Genomic DNA, 21,592 nt, shown 5'->3' on the forward strand with positions numbered 1-21,592 from the left:
CCCGGTGACCTGTGCGACCTGAACCCACGAGCGACCTCACGGGGATTTCTGACGATGAATGCCGACACCAAGGCCCGGCTCGCCGGGCGGGGGCGGGGCGGCGCGTCGGGCACCGGTCCCGCCCCGCGGACACCGACCCAGTTGGCCCCCACCTCGTGGTGGGAGGCGGTCAAACGCTCCTTCGGCGAGTTCAAGGACGACAACCTGTCCGACTGGGCCGCCGCCCTCACCTACTACGCGGTCCTGTCGATCTTCCCGGCCATGCTGGTGATCGTGTCCCTGGTCGGGCTGGGCGGCACGGCGCTGTCCCAGGGACTGATCACCAACGTCGGGGACCTGGCGCCCGGGGCGGTCAAACAGGTCCTCACCAACGCCCTGAACGAACTGCAGCGCGGACGGCAGGGGGCGGGCCTGGTCGCGCTGCTCGGCCTGGCCGCGGCGATCTGGTCGGCGTCGGGTTACGTGGCGGCGTTCATGCGCGCCAGCAACGCCGTCTACGACGTGCCCGAGGGCCGTCCGATCTGGAAGACCGTCCCGATCCGCATCGCGGTCACCCTGCTCACGCTGGTGCTGCTGGCCGCCTCGGCGATCGCGGTGGTGATCTCCGGGCCGCTGGCCCAGCGGGCCGGAGACGTCCTCGGCCTGGGCTCGGCGGCGGTCACCGCGTGGAGCATCGCCAAGTGGCCGGTCCTGCTGCTGGCGGTCAACTTCCTGTTCGCGCTGCTGTACTGGGCCTCGCCCAACGCCAGGCAGGGTTTCCGGTGGGTCACCCCGGGCGGTGTGCTGGCCCTGGTGGTGTGGCTGGCCGCCTCGGCGGGATTCGCCTTCTACGTCGCCAACTTCGGCTCCTACAACAAGACCTACGGCAGCCTCGCCGGGCTGATCGTCTTCCTGGTCTGGCTGTGGATCAGCAACATCGCCATCCTGCTCGGCGCCGAGCTCAACGCCGAACTCGAACGCGGCCGCGCCATCGCCGCCGGTCACCCGGCCGACGCCGAACCCTACGTGGAGCTCCGCGACACCCGGACCTTCGACGACGACGAACGCACCGGCAAGCCCCCCGGCGACACCCGCTGAACCGACCTCACCGCATACCGGACCCCTGCCGCCCCGCCAGGCCCCTACCCCTGAGCCGGGCGGCAGGCCCACGTCTCAAGGGGTGCAGACGATGCGGCACTGAGGCATCGCCCGCAGTGATCCGGCTCCGCGGCGTCGTCCAGGAGCCGTCGGAGACGGCCTAGTGGAGGGCTTTCAGCCCCACGACCCCGCCGACGATCATCGTCAGGCAGACGAGGCGGGCGGCGGTGACCGGCTCGTGCAGGGCCGTCATGCCGTACGCGGCGGTGCCGGCGGCCCCGATGCCCACCCACACGGCGTATCCCGTGCCCAGGGGAATGGTGCGCAGGGCATAGCCCAGGCCGACCATGCTCCCGGTCAGCGCCACGGCGAACAGCGCACTGGGCCGCGGCCGGGACAGGCCGCCTGACGCGGCCAGCGCCGCGGCCCACACGGTTTCCAGAACACCGGAGATGATGAGGACGATCCACGCCACGACGGCGTACCTCCGCTACAACGACGGTCACATGTCTACGCCGTCTTGTCATGCCGGGTACGACGTGCTCGTCCGGGACCTGCCGATGCCCTCGGCAAGTCGCCTTCCACGGTACCAACCCCCGCAGAGACGGCGAACCGCCCCTTAATCGGTGGTGGTCGGGGCTGTGGGTTGTGATGCTGGGGGCCATGGGTGGGCTGGAGCCGGCGGGCACGTTGCATGGGCGGCTTCAGCGTGGTCGTGGGGTGGGGGCGCGGCGGGCGGTGTCGGTGCCCGGTGCGGGGGAGCTGGTCTATGACTGCATCCGCCGGGATCCTCGGGAGGATCGGCAGGTGGAGGCGCGGGCGTGGTATCTGACCCGGCTGGTCGTCGGGCTGGGGTTGCCGGTGGGGCCGATCGCCGGGCATCTGCTGGCCCGGGTGGACGCCGCCGGCGATGACGAGTGGCGTGCCGGTCTGGCCATCGATGTGCTGGTCGGTATGGCCGGGCGGGGTCGGGGTGATGCGGTGGGGCCGTTGCGCCGGTACGTGGCCGAGGGCCGGTACTGGCGGTGGGCGCTGGAGGCGATGTGGGAGTCCGGCGGCCCGGCCCTGTGCGAGGGCTTGGCGGAGGTGGTGCTCGCGCGGGCAGACGATGCCGGGCTGTGTGATGCGGTGGATCCGGGGTGGGGTCCCTGGGCGGCGTGGAGTTCGGCCCAGCCGAGGATCCGGGACGCCCTGCGGGCCCGTCACGCCGACCGGGCCTCGGCTGCCCGGCGGCAACCGCCGGATGTCACGGCTATGACCGGCGGACAGTTGGTGGCCTTGGTGCGCAGGTCGTTCTGGCCGGCGTTGGTGGAGCTGGGCCGCCGGGGCGATCTGGTGGTGCTGGAACTGGCCGAGGAACGCGCCCTCCGCAACGCCTGGGGTGGCCTTCCACGGCTGGCGGGGGCGTTGCGGGAACTGGGGGCGGCGGCGCTGCCGCGGGCGCGGATCTGGGCGGCCGGGGACGATGCGCTGCTGGCCGCCCATGGGATCGACGTGCTGGCCGACCACGGCGATGCCGGTGACCTCGACGTGCTGCTGCAGGCGCTGACCGACGCGGTCCAGGCCGGTGACTGGTGCGCGGCCGAGGCACCCGCCCGTGGCCTGGGGCGCCTGCGGGCGGCGCGGGCGGCCCCGGTGTTGCGGGAGGCGTGGGCGGCCACCACGCACTCCTACGCCCGAGCCGACATCCTCACCGGCCTGCGCGGGGCCGCACCGCAGGACGCCGACCGGTACCTCGACGAGGCCCTGGACGACTGTGAGCCCCGGGTCCGCCGCCTGGCCTGCACCGCCGCCGCCCCGGCGATGCTGGCACGGGTCCGTGCCCGCCGCGACGATCCGCTGGAGAACGACGAGGTACGCGCCGCCGCCGCCGACCGGCTGCACACCCGTCATCAGGACTGAAGATTCAGACGTCCCCGCCTGCTCGACCGGCGAGCCGCCGCGCCGGAACCGCTCAAGCCCGGCGGCTGCGCATGCCTTACGGGAAAGCGGGCGTTAATTGCCTGTGGACGCATGCCGAATAATGCTTCTCGGCCGTTCCCACCGGAGGGTGAATATCTCGCTGCCCGAGTGAGGCCGATTGCGCGGATCCCGCCCGCCCTTCATGATCGAGAACTGTCACAGGGTCGAGTGTGAAGGACTGTGCAGATGAGCCGATGGAGGATCCGACGCCGGTACGCGCTCACCGCGGCGAGCGGCCTGACCGCGGTCGTCGCGGTGGTCGCGCTGACGCGGCCGGCCGCCACCACGACCGCGACCGCGGCCGATCCCGTGTCGGTGCGCCCGGTCGCCGCCGCGGCGGCGATGCCGGCGTTCCGGCTCCCGTTCCCCTGCGGGCAGACCTGGCGGGGCAACTCCAGCGCCAGCAGCGCCCACACCGGGTACGAGATCGACTTCAACCGCGGCGGCACCCCCGAGGCCGACAACGGCGACACCGTCGTGGCCGCCGCCGCGGGCAAGGTCATCAGGTCGACCAGGCACGTGAACGAGAGCGGCTTCGGCAACCACGTCGTCATCCAGCACTCCGGCGGCTACACCACCTGGTACGCGCACCTGAAGTACCGGTCCGTCGGCGTCGGCCAGCAGGTCGCCGCGGGCCAGAAGATCGGCGCGGTCGGCCGCACCACCCGGCCGAGCAACAGCGGCATGTCCTCCCACCTGCACTACGAGGTACGGCTCAACGGCGCCTACCCGCCCGTCGCCGCCTACTTCGGGGGCCGCAGGTTCGGCTACCCGCAGCAGACGCTGACGGCCTGCGCCGCGCCCGCAGCTCCCTCGAAGGTCGCCGAGATCTGCGGCAGCGGCTACAAGAAGATCGACGAGGCGACGTTGAAGAAGAACGGCGTCACCTACGGCAAGGTCTACCTGGGCTACAAGGACGGCACCAACTGCGTGATCGCCGTCAAGCCCAAGGGAGCCCGGACCGCCATGGCCGCCACCCTGCAGGTCCAGGGCGGGACCACCAGGAGCGACAGGGGCGACTTCACGTACTACACGGGACCCGTCAAGGCCGCCGCACCCGGCAAATGCGTGAAGTGGGGCGGCACGATCGGCCCCGCCTCCTACACCAGCCCGTTCGAGCACTGCGGCTGACATCCACGGCGGCCCGGACGTGTGGACGTACGCGCCGCCGCGAACCGCCGGAACACGGGCGGCGACCGGTGGCACGACGTCCGGGACCGCCAGTCCGAGGTCCGCGAGGCGCTGTTCCGGGTGCGATGTCATGCGGGTCGCGGTGTGCTCAGATCGGGCCGCCGCGCCAGGTCGGCATGGGACGGCGGCCGAGGGAGACGTCCAGGGCGGCGCGGGCCAGCAGGCGGGTGGAGTCGAGGGTGGGCAGCGGGGAGACCTCGGGGGGCACCAGCAGCGGGATCTCGGTGCACACCAGCGCCACGGCGTCGCAGCCGCGCGCCGCCAGCCGTTCGATGACGCGGACGTATTCCTTGCGGGACTCCTCGGTGAACACCCCCGCCACCAGCTCGGAGAAGATGATCTCGTTGACGGTGCGGCGGTCGTCGGCGCCGGGGATCTCGGCGGCGATCCCGCGGGCGGCCAGTGAGCGGGGGTAGACCGGCCCCTCCATGGTGTAGCGGGTGCCGAGGACGCCCACCCGCCGGTGGCCGTTCCGCTGCGCGTGGTCGGCGACCACCTCGGCGATGTGCAGACCCGGCAGCGCCAGATCGGGCCCCGGGCGCTCCAGGGCCAGGTGCGCGGTGTTGTCCGGGCAGGCGAAGAACTCGGCGCCCGCGCGGGCCAGCCGCTCGACGCTGGTGGCCAGGGTGCGGCGGATCGAGTCGTGGTCGCCGGCGTCCCAGGCCGCCATGCTGCCGCCGAAGGCGATGCAGTCCAGCGTGACGTCCGGATGCCGGTGGTCGCCCAGTTCGGCGAAACCCTCCTGGCAGAACGTGCGGAAGCACAGGGAGCCGCCCTCCCAGCTGTGCGCGAGAACGCCGAAATGCCTCGTGCCGGCTTCAGCGATGTGCTTCATATCGGCTCCAGCGGTCCAACGATGTGTGCGTTCCATGCTGGACCGGAAACCGTCGGCCTCCAGCTTCGGGGCATTGAATAGCATGGCGGCCATGCCTGAGAGGTATGGCCTCCGCCTGCTCGGCCATGTCATCGCGATCGCCGAGGAGGGGTCGATCAGCGGCGCCGCCCGCCGGCTGCGGCTCAGCCAGCCGACGCTGAGCCGCCAGTTGCGCGACCTGGAGCGGCGGCTGGGCTTCGAACTGTTCGTCCGCTCGGGGCGCGGGCTGACCCCGACGGCCGCCGGCCGGGCGCTGGTGCAGCGTGCCGGCCGGGTGCTGACCGAGGCCGAGGCGGCGTTCGACGACGCGCGGCGGGCGGCCCGGGGCAGGGCCGGACGGCTGACGGTCGCGTTCGCCGGCTCGGGCATCAACGGGCCGCTGGGCCGGGCCCTCGGCCGCTTCCGCAGCCGGCTGCCCGACGTCGATCTGCGGCTGGTGGAGGTGTTCGACGACGTCGAGATGTCCTCGGGCGTCCTGGACGGCGACTTCGACGTGGCGGTGCAACGGCTCCCCGTCCACGACGCCCGGCTCGACAGCCGCACGCTCACCCGGGAGCCGCTCACCCTCTACCTGCCGGCCGCCCATCCGCTCGCCGCCGCCCGCGGTCCGGCACCCCTGTCCGCGCTCGGCGACATCCCCCTGGTGATGTGGCCGCGCGAAGCCTCACCGCGCGCCTACGACGAGATCATCGCCCTGTGCCATCAGGCCGGGGTGGTGCCGCGCATCGGCGCCCACGGCCGGACCGTCCAGACGCTCCTGGCCCTGGTCGCCGCCGGCTTCGGCGCGGCCGTCATGGCCGACTCCTACCGGGTGCTCCGCCGGGACGGCGTGATCCCCCGCCGTCTCGCGGGAACCGTCACGTCCCTGCACCTGGTCTGGCGGGCGGACGATCCCAACCCGCTCCTTCCCCAGTTCTGGTCGGTCCTCAACGACGCCCTCGCACGACCGCCCCGGAACGAGGACCGCTGAACCACCCGGCGCGGCCCCGCTCACCGTCCCCAGATCCCGCGCGAGTCCCCCACGGCATGGCCCTCCGGAGACGCCATGCCGACCGGTCATGGTGATGCCAGAAGGCCCAGCTTCGCGGCGAACTCCGAAAAGGTCGGGGTGACCACGCGCCATGCGTACCGTTCGGGGCCGGTCCACAAGTCGCCGGGGATGCGGTTGACGGCGATGAGAAAGGCGCGTTCGACGTCGGGCCAGGGAAGTTCGGCGGTGTGGTCGGACAGGTCCACGCCGGCCGGGCGGCGGCCCAGGAAGTAGCCGTCCTCGGTGGCCATGCCCGCGCCTGCTTGAGCGGTTTGCGGTCGCGCAGCACCCAGCGCTGGACGTGCGCCGGGTCGGTCGCCTCCAGGGCCTCGGCGGCGGACTCCTGTGGAAGACGGCCCGCGGTGACGAACGCCGCCCGAGCCCGAGACCGGCGACGGCGAATCCGGGCAGGACGTGAACCCGGGCATCGCCCGTGGCGGGCACCTGGGCCAGGGGCAGTGCGCCCACGGCGGCCAGCAGGAACCCGGCGACGGCCGTTCCCCCAGCCAGGTCCACACCGGCGGCGGACCCGCCGGCCCCGGCGGGGGAGTCGCGGGGGCGTCCGGCCGCGGTCGGGCGTGCCGGGGACCGGGGGGGTCAGCGTGGGCGACACCTGGGTGGCGTTCATCGGCCCGGCCACGGCCGGAGTCGACGTCATGGACCCCCACCGCGTTCGGGTGCACCAGCCGCGCCGCCTCCCGCGCTCCCGCCGCCCAACCCACAGCCCTCCGGCGCCGCACCGGCACCGGAGGGCAGGTCGGACACCCCACGTGCTCGGACGTGTCCCGCCCCGGAAAGGGGGTCACCGGGGCGGGACCAGCACCACCGCATGCCTCGGTGGGCCCGATGGCGCTGCGGGCATCGCGGGGGCCGATGCCCGACACCTCCTACAGCGTTGATCCGCCCCTGTGCGTCACACCTGGTGACGAGATCACCTTCCGGTGTCGCGGATCCGGCGCAGTCTGTGGAGGAGGTCGGTGTCCCGGCCGAAGTGGTCGTGGAGTTCGGTGTAGATGGCGTAGAGGGCGTCGTAGGCGTCGGCTCGGCGGGGGTCGGGGACGTAGGCGTTCTTGCGGACCTTGCCCATCGCCGCCGAGGCCGTGCGGACGTCGGGGTGGGCTCCGGCCGCGACGGCGGCGTGGATCGCGGCGCCGAGCGCGGGTCCCTGCTCGGAGTCGATGACGCTGAGCGGCCTGCGGATGACGTCGGCGTAGAGCTGCATGAGGAACGGGCTGCGCAGCAGGCCGCCGGCGACGATGAGCTCGGTGACCTCCACGCCCGCGGTCTGGAAGGCGTCGATGATCGTGCGGGTGCCGAACGCCGTGGCCTCCAGCAGGGCGCGGTAGATGTCCTCGGGGGCGGTCTGCAGGGTGCAGCCGACCAGGACGCCCGACAGGTCGTGGTCGACCAGGACGGACCGGTTGCCGTTGTGCCAGTCCAGGGCGACGAGCCCGTGCTCGCCGACCTGCTGGCGGGCGGCCTTCTCGGTGAGCAGCTCGTGGCCGCTGATGCCGCGTTCGCGTGCCTCGGCGGCGTACTCCGGCGGGAGGCCGCAGCGCAGGAACCAGGCGAAGATGTCGCCGACGCCGGACTGGCCGGCCTCGTAACCCCACAGCCCGGGCACGATGCCGTTCTCGACGACCCCGCACATGCCGGGGATCTCGGCCAGGACCGCCGAGTTCATGACGTGGCAGGTGCTGGTGCCCATGACCGCGAGCATCTGGCCGGGTTCCACCGCGCGGGCGGCGACCGCCGTGACGTGGGCGTCGACGTTGCCGATCGCGACGGCGATCCCCTCGGGCAGGCCGGTGAGGGCGGCTCCGGCGGCGCTGAGGCCGCCGGCCCGCTCGCCCATGGCGCTGAGCGGATGATCCAGCTTGGCCAACAGCCCCGAAAAGCCCGGGTGCAGGGCCTCCAGGTACTCCTTGGAGGGGTATCCGCCCTGGTGGATGCCCTTGTACCCGGCGGTGCACAGGTTGCGGGTCTCCTGTCCGCACAACTGCCACACGATCCAGTCGGCCGCCTCGATCCACCGGTCCGCGCGGGCGAAGACCTCCGGGTCCTCCTCCAGGACCTGCAGGGCCTTGGCGAACTGCCACTCGCTGGAGATCTTCCCGCCGTAGCGCGGCAGCCAGGGCTCGCCGCGCTCGGCGGCCAGGGCGTTGATCCGGTCGGCCTGGGGCTGGGCGGCGTGGTGCTTCCACAGCTTGGGGTAGGCGTGCGGCCGGTCGCGCAGGTCGTCGAGTTCGCACAGCGGGGCGCCGTCGGCCGTCGTGGGCAGGACCGTGCACGCGGTGAAGTCGGTGCCGATGCCGATGACCTGCTCCGGCCGCACCCCCGCCGCGGCCAGTGCCGCGGGCACGGCCCGCCGCAGCACCTCGCGCCAGTCCTGCGGGACCTGGAGCGCCCAGGAGGGGCCGAGCCGGACACCGGAGGGCAGACGCCGATCGAGGACCCCGTGCGGGTACTCGACCACGGCACCGCCCAGTTCGGCGCCGTCCGCCGCCGACACCACCACGGCGCGTCCCGACAGCGTTCCGTAGTCGACCCCGATCACTACCTGCTGGTCCACGTGTCCTCCTTGGGCTCGGGTCGAGCCCCGATTGTTAGCGCTACCAAATACGGACGTCAACGCCTGTCGCAAGCAAAGTCGGGCAAGGCGGTGTATTGACAGCCAGGTTGGTTATCGCAAACATTTGTGAGGGCCGCCACACGGCGGGCCGTGGGACGAGGGGAGGCGGGATGGACGAGGACGGGCGTCCCGGCGAGCGCCGCCCGCCGGTGATGGAGGACGTCGCCGAGCTGGCGGGCGTCTCCGCCATGACGGTCTCCCGGGTCCTCAACAACCCGGAGCGGGTGCGGCCGGCGACCCGCGACCGCGTCCTGGCGGCCATGAAGACGCTGGACTACCGGCCGAACCTCGCCGCGCGCGTCCTGGCGACGGGCCGTTCGAACGTGCTCGGCGTGGTCAGTTTCGACACCACGCTCTACGGTCCGGCCTCCACCCTGTACGGGATCGAACGGGCCGCCCGCCGGCACGACTACCTGATCAGCATCGTCAGCCTGAGCGAGCTCAACCGCAGGTCGATCGGCGAGGGCGTGGACCGGCTGCGCAGCCAGGGCGTGGACGGGATCATCATCGTCGCGCCGCACGAGTCGGCCGCGGAGGGGCTGCGCGACCTGCCGCCCGACCTGCCGATCGTGGTGGTCGGCGCGGCCGAGGACCTGCCCTTCCCGCTCGCCTCGGTCGACCAGTGCGCCGGCGCCGTCCGGGCCGTCCGGCACCTGCTCAGCCTGGGCCACGAGACCGTCTGGCACCTGTCGGGTCCCGCCGACTGGGTCGACTCGGGCGGCCGGCTGGCCGGCTGGCGCCAGACCCTGGCCGCGCAGGGCCGCGAGGTGCCGGAGGTGCTGGTGGGGGACTGGTCGGCCGAGTCGGGCTACCGGCTCGGCGAGCGGCTGGCCCGCGACCCGTCCGTCACCGCGGTGTTCGCCGCCAACGACGCCATGGCCCTCGGCCTGCTGCGCGCGCTGCGCGAGGCGGGCCGCCGGGTCCCCGAGGACGTCAGCGTCGTCGGCTTCGACGACGTTCCCGAAGCCCCCTACTTCTCGCCCCCGCTCACCACCGTCCGGCAGAACTTCGGCGAGGTCGGCCGGCGCGCCTTCACGCTGATGCTCGACCGCATCAGCGCGTCCGGCGCCGACGGCGCGCACCATCGGCAGGTCGTCGAACCCGAACTCGTCGTCCGGGACAGCACCGGCGGCCGTCGTTAGCCGACCCGCAGACCGAAATGCGTCCGCCTTTCCGGCGGCCGAAATGTTAGCGATAACATTGAGAGGTGCAGTGAACGATCCGCACAGTGCCCAGCTCCGCCGAGAGCTGGTGGACCTCCATCGAACGCTCGTCGAGGCCGCGCTGGTGGTGTGGACGGCGGGCAACGTCTCCGCGAAGGTCGACGACCGGCACTTCCTGATCAAGCCGAGCGGCGTTCCCTACGACCGCCTGACTGCGGACTCGATGGTCCTGTGCGACCTGGACGGCCGTCCGGTCGAGGGCCAGACGCTCAAGCCGTCGAGCGACGTGTTCGCCCACGCCTACGTGTACCGCCATCGTTCCGACGTCGGGGGGGTGGTGCACACCCACTCCCCTTACGCCACGGCCTGGGCGGCCCGTAACGAGCCGATCCCCTGCGTGCTGACCGCCATGGCCGACGAGTTCGGCGGTGAGATCCCGGTGGGGCCGTTCGCGCTGATCGGCGGTGCGGACATCGGCAAGGGGATCGTGGATACCCTCGCAGGTCGGCGCAGCCCGGCGGTCCTGATGCGCAACCATGGCGTCTTCACCGTGGGGGAGACGCCGCGGTCCGCGGTGAAGGCAGCGGTCATGTGCGAGGACGTCGCCCGCACCGTCCACCTGTCCCGGCAGCTCGGCGAGCCGCTGCCCCTGCGGGAGGCCGACATCGACCAGTTGTACGACCGCTACCAGAACGTCTACGGCCAATGACCGGCCCGACCCCCACCCCCTTGGGAGATGCCCGATGAGCGTCGTCGCGCGTGAGGTGTGGTTCCTCACCGGCAGCCAGAGCCTGTACGGAGCCGAGACGCTCCGGCAGGTGGCCGACCAGTCGCAGGCCATCGCCGCGCGGCTCGGTGACGGTCTCCCGTTGCCGGTGAAGTGGCTGCCGGTCCTGACGGACGCCGCCGCGATCCGCCGGGTCTGCCTGGAGGCCAACGCCGACGACTCCTGCGTCGGGCTGATCGCGTGGATGCACACCTTCTCCCCGGCGAAGATGTGGATCGCGGGCCTGGACGCGCTGGGCAAGCCGCTGCTGCACCTGCACACCCAGGCCAACGTCGAGCTGCCCTGGGACTCGATCGACATGGACTTCATGAACCTCAACCAGGCCGCCCACGGCGACCGGGAGTTCGGGTTCATCCAGGCCAGGCTCGGGGTGCCGCGCAAGACCGTGGCCGGTCACGTCGGCGACCCGTCGGTGACCGGGCGTGTCGCGTCCTGGATGCGCGCCGCCGCCGGCGCCGCCGAACTGCGCACCCTGAGGCTGGCCCGGTTCGGCGACAACATGCGGGACGTCGCGGTCACCGAGGGCGACAAGGTCGAGGCGCAGTTGCGGTTCGGCGTCTCGGTGAACACCTACGGGGTCAACGACCTCGTCGAGGTCGTCGACGCGATCGACGACGCCGCGATCGACGAGCTGGTCAAGGAGTACGAGGACCGCTACACCGTCGTTCCCGAGCTGCGGTCCGGGGGCGAACGGCACGAGTCCCTGCGCTACGGGGCGCGCATCGAGCTCGGCCTGCGCACGTTCCTGACCGAGGGCGGGTTCGGCGCGTTCACCACGAACTTCGAGGACCTGGGCGGGCTGCGGCAGCTCCCCGGCCTGGCCGTCCAGCGGCTGATGGCCGACGGCTACGGGTTCGGCGGCGAGGGCGACTGGAAGACCGCCACCCTGCTGCGCACCCTCAAGACGGCCGCCGCAGGCATGGAGGGCGGCACCTCCTTCATGGAGGACTACACCTACCACCTGGAGGCCGGCCGGCAGCTCGTCCTGGGCGCCCACATGCTGGAGGTCTGCCCGACGATCGCCGCCGGCCGCCCGTCCCTGGAGATCCACCCGCTCAGCATCGGCGGCCGTGAGGACCCGGTCCGGCTCGTCTTCGACGCCGCCCCCGGACCCGCCCACGTGATCGGCATGGCCGACATGGGCGACCGGTTCCGGCTGGTCGCCAACGAGATCGAGATCGTGCCTCCGCTGGAGCCGCTGCCGAGGCTGCCGGTCGCCCGCGCGGTCTGGCGGCCGCTGCCCGACCTGCCGACCTCGGCCGAGGCCTGGATCACCGCGGGAGCGCCCCACCACACGGTGCTCACCGCGGCGCTCGGCGCCGAGGAGCTCGCCGACCTCGCCGAGATGACCGGGGTCGAACTGCTGACCATCGACGCGAACACCGACCTGCGCCAGTTCACCAAGGAGATCCGCTGGAACCAGGCCTACCACCGCCTGGCGCAGGGATTCTGACCCGCCACCCCACCCCGTCGTCCGGCCGATGGCGGTACGGACGCACCGCCCTTACCGCCCGCGCCGCCATCGGACCGGCGCCTCCTCCACCCCGCCGACATCGCCGGCACCCCCGGAAAGAAGGAAACACACCCCATGTTGAAGAAACTCCTCGCGGCCGTCGCAGGCGCGTCGCTGGCGCTCACCACCCTCACCGCCTGCGGCTCGGGCTCCGGCTCCGGGTCCGGCTCCGGCACGATCACCCTGGGCTTCTCCCAGGTCGGCGCCGAGAGCGGATGGCGGACGGCGAACACCAAGTCGATCCAGGAGGCGGCCAAGGCGGCCGGCATCGACCTGAAGTTCTCCGACGCCCAGCAGAAGCAGGAGAACCAGATCGCGGCGATCCGCTCGTTCATCAAGCAGCGGGTCGACGTCATCGCCTTCTCACCGGTGGTGGTGACCGGCTGGGACGCGGTCCTCAAGGAGGCCAAGGCCGCCGGCATCCCGGTCGTGCTCACCGACCGCGCGGTGGACTCCGACCCGTCCCTGTACGTGACGTTCCTCGGCTCGGACTTCGTCGAGGAGGGCAGGAAGGCCGGCCAGTGGCTGGTCGACCAGTACAAGGACACCCGGGAGCCGGTGAACATCGTCCAGTTGGAGGGCACCGTCGGCGCCGCGCCGGCGATCGACCGCAAGAAGGGGTTCGAGGAGGTCATCAAGGCCAACCCGAACATGAAGGTGATCGCCTCGCAGTCCGGCGACTTCACCCGCGCCAAGGGCAAGGAGGTCATGCAGGCCCTGCTCAAGGCGCACAAGGACATCGACGTGCTGTACGCGCACAACGACGACATGGGGCTCGGCGCCATCCAGGCGATCGAGGAGGCCGGGCTCAAGCCGGGACAGGACATCAAGATCATCACGGTGGACGCCGTCCGGGACGGGATGCAGGCCCTGGCCGACGGCAGGATCAACTTCATCGTGGAGTGCAACCCGCTGCTCGGTGACCAGCTCATGGACATCGTCAAGAAGGTGCACGCCGGTGAGAAGGTCGACCGGCGCATCGTGACCGTCGAGACGGTCTTCGACCAGGCCAAGGCCAGGGAAGTCCTCCCCACCCGCAAGTACTGACCCATTCCGGCTCCCGCCGGGGCCGGGGCGGCCCACCGGCCCCGGCGGGATCGGGAAACAGGAAGTTAGGAGGACGGCCATGGCGGTCCCCGTCCTGGAGATGCGGGGCGTCTCCAAGGGATTCCCCGGCGTCCAGGCCCTCGACGACGTCGCCTTCCGGCTGTTCCCGGGCGAGGTCCACGCGCTGATGGGCGAGAACGGCGCCGGCAAGTCCACCCTGATCAAGGTGCTGACCGGGGTCTACGCGGCCGACGCCGGAACGGTGCTGATCGACGGTGTCCGCACCGTCGTCCGCGGCCCGCTGCACGCCCGGCAGGCCGGCATCAGCACCGTCTACCAGGAGGTCAACCTCTGTCCCAACCTGTCGGTGGCGGAGAACATCTTCATCGGCCGCGAGCCGCGCAGGTTCGGCCGCATCGACTGGCCGCAGGTCCGGCGCCGGTCCGCCGAGCTGCTGTCCCGGCTCGACCTCGACGTGGACGTGAACGCGCCGCTCGGCTCGTACTCCCTGGCGGTGCAGCAGCTGGTCGCCATCGTCCGGGCGGTGGACCTGAAGGCCAAGGTGCTCATCCTGGACGAGCCCACCTCCAGCCTCGACCGCGGCGAGGTCGCCCGGCTGTTCGCCGTCATGCGGCGGCTGCGCGAGGACGGGGTGGCGATCCTGTTCGTCTCGCACTTCCTCGACCAGATCTACGAGATCTGCGACCGGGTCACCGTGCTGCGCAACGGGCGGCTGGTGGGGGAGTACCCCATCGCCGAGCTCAGCCGGTTCGAGCTGGTCGCCAAGATGACCGGCCAGGAGCTCCAGGCGCTCGAGGAACTCGACGAGGCCGCGCCCCGGGTGGAGAGGGGCGAGCGGCTGTTCGCGCTCGAAGGGGTGGGGCGCTCCGGCGCCATCGAGCCCGTCGACCTGGACCTGCACGAGGGGGAGGTCGTCGGGCTGGCGGGGCTGCTCGGCTCGGGCCGTTCGGAGCTCGCCCGGCTGATCTTCGGGGCGGACGGCGCCGACAGCGGACGGATCCACGCGGGCACCGAGGTGGTCACCCTCAAGTCGCCCCGGGCGGCGATCGAACGGGGCATCGCCTTCTGCCCCGAGGACCGCAAGGGCGACGGGCTGATCATGGACCTGACGGTCGAGGAGAACATCATCCTCGCCCTGCAGGCCGCACGGGGCTGGACCCGGCCGTTGAGCCGGCGCAGGCGCGAGGAACTCGCGGCCGAGTACATCCGCGCGCTGCGCATCCATCCGCCGCACCCGCACACGCCGGTCCGCAACCTCAGCGGCGGCAACCAGCAGAAGGTGCTGCTGGCCCGCTGGCTGATCACCCGGCCGAAGCTGCTGATCCTCGACGAGCCCACCCGCGGCATCGACATCGGCGCCAAGACCGAGATCCAAAAGCTCGTCGTCTCCCTCGCCGGGGACGGCATGGGCGTGCTGTTCATCTCCGCCGAGCTGGAGGAGGTGCTGCGGATCTCCCACAAGATCGAGGTGCTGCGCGACCGGCGGCTGGTCGCCGAGCTCGGCAACGACGGGACCCTCACCCCCGAACGCATCCTGCAGACCATCGCGAACGGAGCGGCCGACTCGTGAACCGCACCGCACTCTCGCCCCGGCTCGCCGCCCTCACCGGGCACCAGCTCTTCTGGCCGGTGACGGTGCTGGCACTGCTGCTGCTGGCCAACGTGATCTTCACCCGCGGGTTCCTGTCGATCCGCATCGAGCAGGGCCACCTGTACGGCAGCCTCATCGACATCCTGCTGTTCGGAGCCCCGCTCATCCTGGTCGCGCTGGGCATGACCATGGTGATCGCCACCGGCGGCGTGGACCTGTCCGTCGGTGCGACCGTCGCGATCAGCGGGGCGCTCGCCTGCCACCTCATCAGCCAGGGCCACGGCCTGGCCGTGGCGGTCGGCGTGGCCGTCGCGGCGTCGCTGCTGCTCGGGCTGTGGAACGGGCTGCTGGTCACCCGGCTGGGCATCCAGCCGATCATCGCCACGCTGATCCTCATGGTGGCCGGCCGCGGCATCGCCCAGCTCATCACCGGCGGCCAGATCATCACCGTCAACGACCAGGGCTACAAGATGATCGGCGGCGGCTACTGGCTCGGCCTGCCGTTCTCGATCATCCTGGTGGCCGTCGCCCTCGCGGTCACGGTGGTGCTCACCCGCCGCACCGCGCTCGGCCTGCTCATGGAGTCGGTCGGCGGCAACGCCGAGGCCTCCCGGCTGGTGGGCATCCGCTCCTCGGGCCTGATCGTCCTGGCGTACGTGTTCTGCGGGCTGTGCGCCGGGGTCGCGGGCCTGATGATCAGCTCCAACACCCTGTCCGCCGACGGGAACCAGGCCGGGCTGTGGATCGAGCTCGACGCGATCCTCGCCGTCGTGCTCGGCGGCACCGCCCTGACCGGCGGCCGGTTCTCCCTCGCCGGGACCGTGGTCGGCGCCCTCATCATCCAGACCCTCAACACCACCATCTACACCGCCGGGATCCCGCCGCGCACCACGCTGGTCTTCGAGGCCGCGGTCGTCACGCTCGTGTGCCTGCTGCAGTCCCCGGCCTTCCGGGCCAAGCTGGGGCGCCGCAGGCGCCCGGCGTCCGCGTCCCCCGTCACCGCCGTCCAGCAGGAGGTCAAGGTATGACCACCGCCGGCCTCATCCGCGCGTTCCCCCTCACGCCGCGCCGCAGCCATGTGCCGGTCCTCGTGACGCTCGGCCTGTTCCTGCTGGCCTTCGCGATCGGGGCGATCCGTTATCCCAACTTCGGCACCGGCCAGGTCTTTCTCGACCTGTTCATCGACAACGCGTTCCTCATCGTCGTCGCCGTCGGCATGACGTTCGTGATCCTCACCGGCGGCATCGACCTGTCGGTGGGCTCCGTCGTCGCCCTGTCGGGCATGCTGTGCGCCGTCGGCACCATGGAACTCGGCCTGCCGGCGTTCCTGGTGATCCCGGCGGTGCTGCTGGTCGGCGCCCTGTTCGGAAGCGCGATGGGGTACATGATCCACGCCTTCCAGGTACAGCCGTTCATCGCCACCCTGGCCGGGATGTTCCTGGCCCGCGGTCTGTGCCTGACGATCAGCGAGAACCAGATCTCCATCGAGAACGGCACGTTCGACGCGATCGCGCTGAACGCCCTGACGCTGCCCGGCGGCCTGCGGATCTCCTACGGCGCGCTGATCGCGCTCGCGGTGTTCGCGGTCGCCGTCTACGTGCTGCAGTGGACCCGGACGGGCCGCAACGTCTACGCGGTGGGCGGCAACGAGCAGTCCGCGGTGCTCATGGGCCTCCCTGTGGGCCGCACCAAGATCCAGGTGTACGCGATCAGCGGGTTCTGCTCCGCGCTCGGCGGTGTGCTGTTCTCCCTCTACACCCTGTCGGGCGACCCGACCCACGCGATCGGGATGGAACTGGACGCCATCGCCGCGGTCGTCATCGGCGGCACCGTGCTCACCGGCGGCTCGGGCTACGTGGTCGGAACCCTGCTGGGCGTGCTCGTCCTGGGGGTCATCAAGACCATCCTCAGCTTCGAGGGCACCCTCAGCTCCTGGTGGACCCGCATCGCCATCGGAGTCCTGCTCTTCGGATTCATCGCGCTGCAACGCCTCATCGGCTCCCGCCGCGGCTCCTGATCCCACCCGCGCACCTTCCGCGCCACCAGCGGACCCGATGGTCGCGCGGACGGTGCCGGGGCGGACCCGATTCCCGCGGGGAACCGGACCGGTCGCAGTCCGCGCTGCTCGACCACCGTCTCCGGCGCGCCGCCCGGCTGGCCGAGCAGGGAGCGGACGTACCCGCCGATCGTCCGGGCCGGGCGGCCGAACCCGGGGTTGACCGCATCCGGCGGCGAGCCGCCGCCGTCCGCGCCGCCTGCGGGGTGATCTGCTCCGGTCAGACGAGTCGCCTGACATGGAGGAGGGACTCCCGGGGCGGTGCAGGCGGATGGTCTCCCGGGAGCCCCTCGGCCGGGATGCCCTAGCGGGCTCGGAGGCTCTCCGGAGGGCCGAGATAGCTCTCCTTGAGGCCGCCGGTGTCGATGACGAGTTTCTGCACCACCACCGTGGGGTCGATCATCCAGAGCTTCACCACGTGCCTGCCGGGCCGGGTGATCGTGTGCGTGGTGACCGTCCGGTTGACGTTGTCGGACGTGTTGCGCTGCCACTGTCTGTTCATGGCGGTGTCGTCGGCGCCCGTGGCCTTGATGACGTCGACGACCTGGGGCGGCGCGTCGTCGACCGAGATCGCGTACCGCAGGCCGCCGGAGGACAGCACGGGGTTGCGCGGCGACAGGTGCGCCCAGATCCTGACCGGGCCGGTGGTGAACAGCGTGACCTCGTACTCCAGCCGCGGCCCGGCGCCCGCCGCCTGGCTGGGGGCGGTGACCGGGAACGGCGTCATGCCGGCGTGGGTCCGGCCGATGCCGGGGATGCGCTTCCAGCGCGCGGCCCCGGTGGCGGTCGCGCGCGTGAAGTGCTCGGCGTCCATGGACACGTACCCGCCCGCCTCGACGAACCCGGTCAGCCGCTGCGGCGGCACGTCCGGGTTGTGGACGACCGCCTGCACGGTCACGGTGCGGCCGTTGGCCCCGGACACCGTGATCGGCACGCGCGTCGTCCCCTTGGGCGCCCGCGACCAGTCGATGCGCACGGTCGCGCGCACCTCCTTGTCCACGCGGCCCGCGGCGGGCGTCACCCGCACCCAGGACGCGCCCGGCCGGATCCGGTAGCCGAACGGGTCCGAACCGCGGTTGAACACGTCGATGTACTGCGCCGGCCTGCGCTGGTACGGGCTGAACGCGGGGAGCACGGGCTCGGAGCGCTCGGCGGGCCACCACTTGTCGGAGCCGTCGACGGCCACGCCCATCTCCGATCCCTCGGGCACCCGGATCCGCCGGACCTGCGGGAAGATCGCGTCGGGCAGGGCCACGTGGTCGGGCGTCTGCGGCTGCTGCCAGGGCGCGTCCGGCCCGTACCGCTCCACGTCCCCGTAACCGATCTTCGGCTGGGTCTGGAAGCCGTTCCACTTCCCGCCCGCGAGCCTGGTGTTGTAGTGGTCCGACATCGCCTGGTCCTCGGCGAATCGCGCCTCGGCGAGATCGGCGTAGTCGTTGGCGGACGCCCGCCCCTGCCCGGCGTACAGGAGATTGGTGAACTGCGCGTTCCGCAGCTCGTACAGATTGGCGGTCGCCTTCACCATGTAGTACACGAGCTGGTAATAGGCGTCCTGGTATGCCGCGGGCATCCGGGAGCGTATCCGTTCGGCCCTTGCCGCGAGCTGTTTCCACCGCTCGGTGACCAGGTCCATCTCCCGGTATTCGGTGAGGTGGAAGGGGCCGGCCTTGTCGTCGTAGACCACCGCCGCGGGATCGGTGGTCAGGTCCTTGGCGGGGTCGACGGTGATGCGGCGGTTGGTCAGCTCCGGCTTGCGCAGCGCCTGGAGGTCGCCGTACTCGTCCAGCACCTCGGCGATCTCGGCCGCGTGCTCGGCGGGGAAGTTCTGCGCCGCGTACTGCCGCGTCCACTCTCCCAGCCGTTCCAGCGGCCACCGGTCGGGGTTCCAGGCGTAGTCGAGGAAGAACTGGGCGGGCAGTTCCTCGTTCTTCATGTCGCCGACGTTGGCCACCCACAGGTTGGAGATGCCGTACTGGTAGGACTGGTGAAGCTGCTCCCAGGTGTTGGCGAGCTGGCTGGTGTCCACCCACTTGTAGTTGCGGCCGAGCCCGACGTAGTCGAAGTGGTAGTACAGGCCGTAGCCGCCCTTGCGCTCGGGCAGGCTCCGGTCGGGCAGCTTGCGCATGTTGCCCCAGTTGTCGTCGGTGAAGACGACCGTGACGTCGTCCGGGACGCGCATTCCCCGGTCCCAGTACCGCTGCACCTCCTTGTAGAGGGTCCACACCTGCGGAATGGACGTCACGTCCTTTCCGGTGACCTCGCCGAGGATGGTCCGCTGGGTGGAGATGATGTTCTGCATCAGGTCGATGGCGTCGCCGTCCGGCAGGCTGGTGTCGCCGTTGCCGCGCATGCCCAGCGTCACCACGCCCTCGAAGTCCTGCTCGGTCATCCGGCGGACGCCGTCCCTCCAGTACGCCTTGACGGCCTCGGCGTTCCGGCGGAAGCTCCACTCCCCGGTGCCGCCGTACGGGTCGCTTCCCGGCTCGGTGATCTCGCCGGTGGCCGGGTCGCGCCTGGCGGGCTTGGCGTGGCGGTTCCACTCCTCGATCCCGCGCATCATCGGGGCCTCGTGCGAGGTCCCCATCACGATGCCGTACTCCTTGGCGACCTCGTGGTTGCGCGGGTCGTCCTCGGCGAACGCCCGGCCCCACACCGCCGGCCACAGGTAGTTGGCCTTCAGCCGCAGGAGCGTCTCGAAGACCCGGGCGTAGAACTTGCTGTTGAAGCCGCCGGGGTAGTCGGGCGCCAGCCCGGGCCCGAAGTATCGCGGCGCCCACGTGCCGAGCGCCGGGTTCTCGTCGTTGATGAACAGGCCCCGGTACTTCACCGCCGGCGTGCCCTGGGTGTGCCGGCCGGGCCGCACGAACAGTTCCTCATGGCGGCGCGGCGGGACGTCGTTCCAGAAGTACCAGGGGGACACGCCGATGTTCCTGGAGACGTCGTAGATCCCGAAGATCGTGCCGCGCTGGTCGCTGCCGGCGATCACGAACGCGCGGCGCACCCCCGGCATCGGGTCGTGAACCACCTGCTGGAGGGAGGTCTCCCACTTGCCGGCGATCCCGGCGACGTTCAGCCTGCCCGAGGCCACCAGCCGGTCGATGAGCGGGCTGCGGCCGATCGTGCCCACGATCACCACGTCGCCGCCAGGCGCCTTGTCGGTCGACACGTCGGGCTTGACGCCGGTGACCCGTTCGAGGTCGGTCTGCAGGTCGCCCACCGCGCGCACCACGCCGCGGTGGTCGCGGGAGCTGACCACGAGGGGCGCGGCCTCGCCGTCGGCCACCAGGGGGAAGTGGCCGGGCCGGTCCTGGGTGGAGATGTAGGAGGCGGGGTCGTACGGCGGCGCGGCGGGCGCCTGGTGGGCGGCCGCGGCCACGGCGCTCCCCGGAAGCGCCGCGACCAGGACCGCCAGCGGGATCAGGCGCCTGAGCAGGCGCCTGGTGCTGACGCGAGCGTGCATCGTTCCGGCTCCCTGGTGGCCCGGTCAGGGACGCCGGTGGGCGACGGGACCGCCGGCCAGGGCGAGGTCGGTGCGCAGCGCGTGGTACGCCGGCTTGGGCTGGAAGTTCTCGTCCAGGATGTTCGCGGCGCCCTCACCGTCGAACCAGCCGGGCACCCACGAGTACTTGTCGGTGAAGCCCCAGACGGTGAACGAGGTGCAGCGCGGCGTGGCCAGGCACGACTCCAGCATCGTGCTGTACACGTTGGCCTGCGCCTGCAGCTTGGTCGCGTCGGCGGGCATGACCATGCGGACGTCGGCCTCGGTGACGGAGGTCTCCACGCCCAGGTCGTCGAACCGCTGCAGGTTCCGCTGCATCGACGCCAGGTCGGAGCCGACGGTGTGGTGGCCCTGCACGCCCACGCCGTGGATCGGCACGCCCTGCGCCCGCAGGCTCCTGACCAGGTCGTAGACCGCGTCGCTCTTCGCGTTGACGTTCTCGATGTTGTAGTCGTTGTAGTAGAGCCGGACCCTCGGGTCGGCCTCGTGCGCCCAGCGGAAGGCGTCGGCGATGTAGCCGGGACCCAGGTTGCGCAGCCAGATCGTGTCCCGCAGCGTCCCGTCCTCGTTGAACGCCTCGTTGACCACGTCCCAGTGCCAGACCTTCCCCCGGAAGTGCCGCACCGTTTCGTGGATGTGCCTGCGCAGCAGCGCGCGCAGTTCCTGGGAGGAGAAGTTCCCCTCGGTCAGCCAGGCCGGGAGCTGGTTGTGCCAGACCAGGACGTGGCCGCGCACGGTCTGGCGGTTCTCCCGGGCGAAGGCGACCAGCCGGTCGGCCTGCTCCCAGTCGTACACGCCGCGCTGCGGCTCCAGGACCTCCCACTTCATGACGTTCTCCGCCGTCACGCCGGAGAACTCCGACGCCACCTTCTGGCGGTACGCGGCGTCGTCGGCGAGTGCCGCCATGTCGACGGCCGTGGCGAAGCGCAGGTCGAGCCGCTTGGCGAGGGACCCCAGCGACTGGTCGGCCGGCCTGCGCCCGTCGCCGGCGGTGCCCGGCTCGGACAGGGCCGATCCCGGGGTGGCGAGCACGACGGCGCCGGACAGCAGCAGGCCCGCGGCAGTGGCGGTGATCTTTCCCATCAACGTCCTCCTCGGGGGGCCGGAAGACGAGGATTTCGAAAAGTTTCGAAATCCTGTCGAAATCGA

The 21,592-nt window shown here is 71.5% G+C and carries 17 protein-coding genes and 1 riboswitch; of the genes, 11 read left to right on the plus strand and 6 right to left on the minus strand.

Annotation, left to right across the window (positions count from 1 at the left end):
* The first annotated feature begins 54 nt into the window (after positions 1-54).
* Entirely contained in the window at positions 55-1,077 is a 1,023-nt protein-coding gene (locus HNR21_RS20800) for a YihY/virulence factor BrkB family protein (protein ID WP_182706493.1), read from the plus strand.
* 160 nt (positions 1,078-1,237) lie between these two features.
* Here HNR21_RS20800 and HNR21_RS20805 read toward each other — a convergent pair whose 3' ends face one another.
* Positions 1,238-1,552, minus strand: coding sequence for a DMT family transporter (locus tag HNR21_RS20805; RefSeq protein ID WP_182706494.1), 315 nt, complete (start codon positions 1,550-1,552; stop codon positions 1,238-1,240).
* A gap of 34 nt (positions 1,553-1,586) precedes the next feature.
* Positions 1,587-1,653, minus strand: a riboswitch (guanidine-III (ykkC-III) riboswitch).
* A gap of 87 nt (positions 1,654-1,740) precedes the next feature.
* Here HNR21_RS20805 and HNR21_RS20810 point away from each other — a divergent pair.
* Together HNR21_RS20810 and HNR21_RS20815 are read left to right on the plus strand one after the other, a co-directional pair.
* Positions 1,741-2,979 carry a hypothetical protein gene (locus tag HNR21_RS20810; RefSeq protein ID WP_182706495.1) on the plus strand — a complete coding sequence of 413 codons (1,239 nt, stop codon included), beginning with the start codon at positions 1,741-1,743 and terminating at the stop codon, positions 2,977-2,979.
* A 246-nt stretch (positions 2,980-3,225) separates the two neighbouring features.
* Positions 3,226-4,170: a M23 family metallopeptidase gene (locus HNR21_RS20815; protein ID WP_182706496.1), complete on the plus strand. Its 945-nt coding sequence runs from the start codon at positions 3,226-3,228 to the stop codon at positions 4,168-4,170.
* 148 nt (positions 4,171-4,318) lie between these two features.
* On the opposite strand, the gene HNR21_RS20820 is transcribed toward HNR21_RS20815, so the two are convergent.
* Positions 4,319-5,065 carry an aspartate/glutamate racemase family protein gene (locus HNR21_RS20820; protein WP_182706497.1) on the minus strand — a complete coding sequence of 249 codons (747 nt, stop codon included), beginning with the start codon at positions 5,063-5,065 and terminating at the stop codon, positions 4,319-4,321.
* Positions 5,066-5,156: 91 nt separating this feature from the next.
* Here HNR21_RS20820 and HNR21_RS20825 point away from each other — a divergent pair, with 91 nt between their 5' ends.
* Positions 5,157-6,074 carry a LysR family transcriptional regulator gene (locus HNR21_RS20825; RefSeq protein WP_182706498.1) on the plus strand — a complete coding sequence of 306 codons (918 nt, stop codon included), beginning with the start codon at positions 5,157-5,159 and terminating at the stop codon, positions 6,072-6,074.
* Between the two features lie 86 nt (positions 6,075-6,160).
* Here HNR21_RS20825 and HNR21_RS20830 read toward each other — a convergent pair whose 3' ends face one another.
* On the minus strand, positions 6,161-6,385 hold the full coding sequence (locus tag HNR21_RS20830; RefSeq protein WP_182706499.1) for a hypothetical protein: 225 nt from the start codon (positions 6,383-6,385) through the stop codon (positions 6,161-6,163).
* 680 nt (positions 6,386-7,065) lie between these two features.
* On the minus strand, positions 7,066-8,706 hold the full coding sequence (gene araB / locus HNR21_RS20835) for a ribulokinase (protein WP_182706500.1): 1,641 nt from the start codon (positions 8,704-8,706) through the stop codon (positions 7,066-7,068).
* A 170-nt stretch (positions 8,707-8,876) separates the two neighbouring features.
* Here araB and HNR21_RS20840 point away from each other — a divergent pair, with 170 nt between their 5' ends.
* From HNR21_RS20840 to yjfF, 7 genes are all read left to right on the plus strand, one after another.
* On the plus strand, positions 8,877-9,908 hold the full coding sequence (locus tag HNR21_RS20840) for a LacI family DNA-binding transcriptional regulator (RefSeq protein ID WP_182706501.1): 1,032 nt from the start codon (positions 8,877-8,879) through the stop codon (positions 9,906-9,908).
* A gap of 70 nt (positions 9,909-9,978) precedes the next feature.
* A complete protein-coding gene (locus tag HNR21_RS20845) occupies positions 9,979-10,638 on the plus strand; it encodes an L-ribulose-5-phosphate 4-epimerase (protein WP_312881129.1) in 660 nt (219 codons plus the stop codon).
* A gap of 34 nt (positions 10,639-10,672) precedes the next feature.
* Positions 10,673-12,169, plus strand: a complete 1,497-nt coding sequence (araA, locus tag HNR21_RS20850; protein WP_182706503.1) for an L-arabinose isomerase — start codon at positions 10,673-10,675, stop codon at positions 12,167-12,169.
* A 135-nt stretch (positions 12,170-12,304) separates the two neighbouring features.
* Positions 12,305-13,276 carry an ABC transporter substrate-binding protein gene (locus tag HNR21_RS20855; protein ID WP_119730185.1) on the plus strand — a complete coding sequence of 324 codons (972 nt, stop codon included), beginning with the start codon at positions 12,305-12,307 and terminating at the stop codon, positions 13,274-13,276.
* 79 nt (positions 13,277-13,355) lie between these two features.
* The gene (locus tag HNR21_RS20860; RefSeq protein WP_246442281.1) at positions 13,356-14,867 is read left to right on the plus strand and encodes a sugar ABC transporter ATP-binding protein; all 1,512 of its coding nucleotides are present in this window, start codon (positions 13,356-13,358) and stop codon (positions 14,865-14,867) included.
* Positions 14,864-15,916, plus strand: coding sequence for an ABC transporter permease (locus HNR21_RS20865; RefSeq protein WP_182706504.1), 1,053 nt, complete (start codon positions 14,864-14,866; stop codon positions 15,914-15,916). The genes HNR21_RS20860 and HNR21_RS20865 overlap by 4 nt, the downstream gene beginning before the upstream one ends.
* Complete coding sequence (gene yjfF, locus HNR21_RS20870) at positions 15,913-16,905, plus strand: galactofuranose ABC transporter, permease protein YjfF (RefSeq protein ID WP_182706505.1); 993 nt, start codon at positions 15,913-15,915, stop codon at positions 16,903-16,905. The genes HNR21_RS20865 and yjfF overlap by 4 nt, the downstream gene beginning before the upstream one ends.
* A gap of 343 nt (positions 16,906-17,248) precedes the next feature.
* Here the strand turns inward: yjfF and HNR21_RS20875 are convergent, their stop codons facing one another.
* Complete coding sequence (locus HNR21_RS20875; RefSeq protein WP_182706506.1) at positions 17,249-20,404, minus strand: glycosyl hydrolase 115 family protein; 3,156 nt, start codon at positions 20,402-20,404, stop codon at positions 17,249-17,251.
* A 24-nt stretch (positions 20,405-20,428) separates the two neighbouring features.
* A complete protein-coding gene (locus HNR21_RS20880) occupies positions 20,429-21,526 on the minus strand; it encodes an endo-1,4-beta-xylanase (RefSeq protein WP_182706507.1) in 1,098 nt (365 codons plus the stop codon).
* Positions 21,527-21,592: the final 66 nt, after the last annotated feature.

This window comes from Thermomonospora cellulosilytica, from assembly GCF_014138835.1.
Lineage (GTDB): Bacteria > Actinomycetota > Actinomycetes > Streptosporangiales > Streptosporangiaceae > Thermomonospora > Thermomonospora amylolytica.

Excerpts from the sequence above, each read along its gene's own strand:
- yjfF (WP_182706505.1), top strand. The coding sequence starts at position 15,913 with ATGACCACCGCCGGCCTCATCCGCGCGTTCCCCCTCACGCCGCGCCGC.
- HNR21_RS20825 (WP_182706498.1), top strand. The coding sequence starts at position 5,157 with ATGCCTGAGAGGTATGGCCTCCGCCTGCTCGGCCATGTCATCGCGATC.
- HNR21_RS20840 (WP_182706501.1), top strand. The coding sequence starts at position 8,877 with ATGGACGAGGACGGGCGTCCCGGCGAGCGCCGCCCGCCGGTGATGGAG.
- HNR21_RS20860 (WP_246442281.1), top strand. The coding sequence starts at position 13,356 with ATGGCGGTCCCCGTCCTGGAGATGCGGGGCGTCTCCAAGGGATTCCCC.
- araA (WP_182706503.1), top strand. The coding sequence starts at position 10,673 with ATGAGCGTCGTCGCGCGTGAGGTGTGGTTCCTCACCGGCAGCCAGAGC.
- HNR21_RS20830 (WP_182706499.1), bottom strand. The coding sequence starts at position 6,385 with ATGGCCACCGAGGACGGCTACTTCCTGGGCCGCCGCCCGGCCGGCGTG.
- HNR21_RS20815 (WP_182706496.1), top strand. The coding sequence starts at position 3,226 with ATGAGCCGATGGAGGATCCGACGCCGGTACGCGCTCACCGCGGCGAGC.
- HNR21_RS20855 (WP_119730185.1), top strand. The coding sequence starts at position 12,305 with ATGTTGAAGAAACTCCTCGCGGCCGTCGCAGGCGCGTCGCTGGCGCTC.
- HNR21_RS20875 (WP_182706506.1), bottom strand. The coding sequence starts at position 20,404 with ATGCACGCTCGCGTCAGCACCAGGCGCCTGCTCAGGCGCCTGATCCCG.
- HNR21_RS20810 (WP_182706495.1), top strand. The coding sequence starts at position 1,741 with ATGGGTGGGCTGGAGCCGGCGGGCACGTTGCATGGGCGGCTTCAGCGT.
- HNR21_RS20820 (WP_182706497.1), bottom strand. The coding sequence starts at position 5,065 with ATGAAGCACATCGCTGAAGCCGGCACGAGGCATTTCGGCGTTCTCGCG.
- HNR21_RS20800 (WP_182706493.1), top strand. The coding sequence starts at position 55 with ATGAATGCCGACACCAAGGCCCGGCTCGCCGGGCGGGGGCGGGGCGGC.
- HNR21_RS20880 (WP_182706507.1), bottom strand. The coding sequence starts at position 21,526 with ATGGGAAAGATCACCGCCACTGCCGCGGGCCTGCTGCTGTCCGGCGCC.